This window comes from Carboxylicivirga linearis (genome assembly GCF_018271995.1).
GTDB classification, from domain to species: domain Bacteria; phylum Bacteroidota; class Bacteroidia; order Bacteroidales; family Marinilabiliaceae; genus Carboxylicivirga; species Carboxylicivirga linearis.
Genome location: NZ_JAGUCO010000079.1, coordinates 1 through 1910 on the forward strand (window position 1 = coordinate 1; position 1910 = coordinate 1910).

The 1910-nt window shown below is 35.8% G+C and carries 2 protein-coding genes; both read right to left on the bottom strand.

Annotation, left to right across the window (positions count from 1 at the left end):
* The coding region (locus KEM10_RS23610) for a M48 family metalloprotease (RefSeq protein WP_212220802.1) at nt 1–659 on the bottom strand (659 nt) is incomplete at its 3' end.
* A gap of 55 nt (nt 660–714) precedes the next feature.
* Nucleotides 715–1910 (bottom strand): hypothetical protein (locus tag KEM10_RS23615; RefSeq protein ID WP_212220805.1); only part of this gene is annotated, 1196 nt, incomplete at its 5' end.

The window sequence follows — 1910 nt, forward strand, 5'->3', positions numbered from 1 at the left end:
ATGGCTTTGTCAACACAGAATTCATGGTTTTGGGCTATTAATTTCCGTAGCCACCATGCAAACGGATTCCACCATTGTAATATCAACATCCATTCAGCCAGGGTAATGTCAATAGAATGCCACTGACGGCAATGAGTTTGTTCGTGATTTAAAATATGGTCTCTGTCAGCTTGCTCCATCACTTTTTGAGGAACAAACACCGACTGAAAGAACGAGAAGGGATTAATCTCTCTATCTTCCAACAGATATAGATTCAGTCCTTTTACTTTTAACTTTTTACTTTTGCCTTTCAACTTTAGAAGATAGATATACCCCCATACCAAACGCACCACAAATACTAAACTTACCAATAAATAAACACCTACTAAAAGGTACGACCACTGCCATACATAAGTATTTTGAGTAGCAACTGAAGTCTGATCAGTAAAAGGTATCGACATGTCTGACAATTCAACAGCTGTTCTTTCAGCAAATAGAATAGAGCGAATGCTAGCAGGCATGGCAAGCACAGGCACGATCCACGGCATAAAAAGCGCACTTAATAACCATATACGGTTACGGGTAAACATTGCATCTTTCGATAAGAAAAGTGCATAAATAATAACCATCAATGCTACAATGATTGCAGCTTTTATCTGCCACTCTATTAAATATGCCATTACAACTATTTATTCATTAATTCGTTAAGGATATTAGATCAAAAAAGAAAAATGGTTATTTCTTTGTATAGATTACAATGACACCATCTTTGGCTCTTTCTCCATACTGGTCAATTGCATGTGAACCTTTCAATACTTTTATCGAATCGATATTATCCTCATCAACTTTACCTCTATACTCTTTTCCATCCACAATAAACAATGGTTTCTTTTGCCCAAAAACAGCTGCATCTTCAATAAAATTTAGAACGGAAAGATCTTCAACCTCACTATCTTTTGTTGACACCACAATCACTCCATTCTTAGCTTTATCACCATATAGTTCTTTTGCTGATTCATCTTTTAGAACCGAAACCGATTCTATTTTATCTTTTTCGATAGCACCAAACTCTTCTTTACTGATTTCTTTCCCATTCAAAACAAATATTGGATTACCACCCGATGCTTTACCTGTTGAAATTTTAAGCGAATTATCAGCCATTTTTCCATAACCAACTACAACCACGTCTTCCTGTGCTGTTGATTTAGAACCACTGGTCTCTTTCTCTTGTAAAACAAATTTCACTTTTAACTCTAGTGTTTTACCTAAAAGATTCACATCATCTATTGTTGGCATTTTAGTCATTACTCTTTTCACTTCATTCTCCAATGCAGTCAACGAAGTTGAAGTATCACCTCCAGAGCCACCATTTTCAGGAGCATAAGCAACTACAACCACTTCACCCGGATTAACTACGTTGCTTCCTTTTGCAGGACCTATTTCTGGTTTTCCAGCCTTTCCTTTTTTACTGATAGGCATATTAACCATTACATCTCCAGTAAAATTTTTATCACGAGCATCTAAAGGATATCTCATGTTTTGAGCTACAAACTTTCTTAAATCATCGGTAGACTTTATATTTTCTACTACCTTGTTTTCTTTTGTTTGTTTCTTTACTTTATCAGGATTGGTAAAAGCCACCAATGCTGTAAATGTCAATATCATTACCAGAAGACTCTTCATTTTTGAAAGAAGTCTTCGGTCGGTTTTATTATTCATCATGATTATTCGCTTTTTAATTAGACTTTGACTGAAATTGTTAACCAAATTCAGACTTTTACTACCGGGCAGATAGTGCATTAGCGAATATTGATATTGTTTGGGCTCTTCCGAAACTTGCATCATGGCTTTGTCAACACAGAATTCATGGTTTTGGGCTATTAATTTCCGTAGCCACCATGCAAACGGATTCCACCATTGTAATATCAACA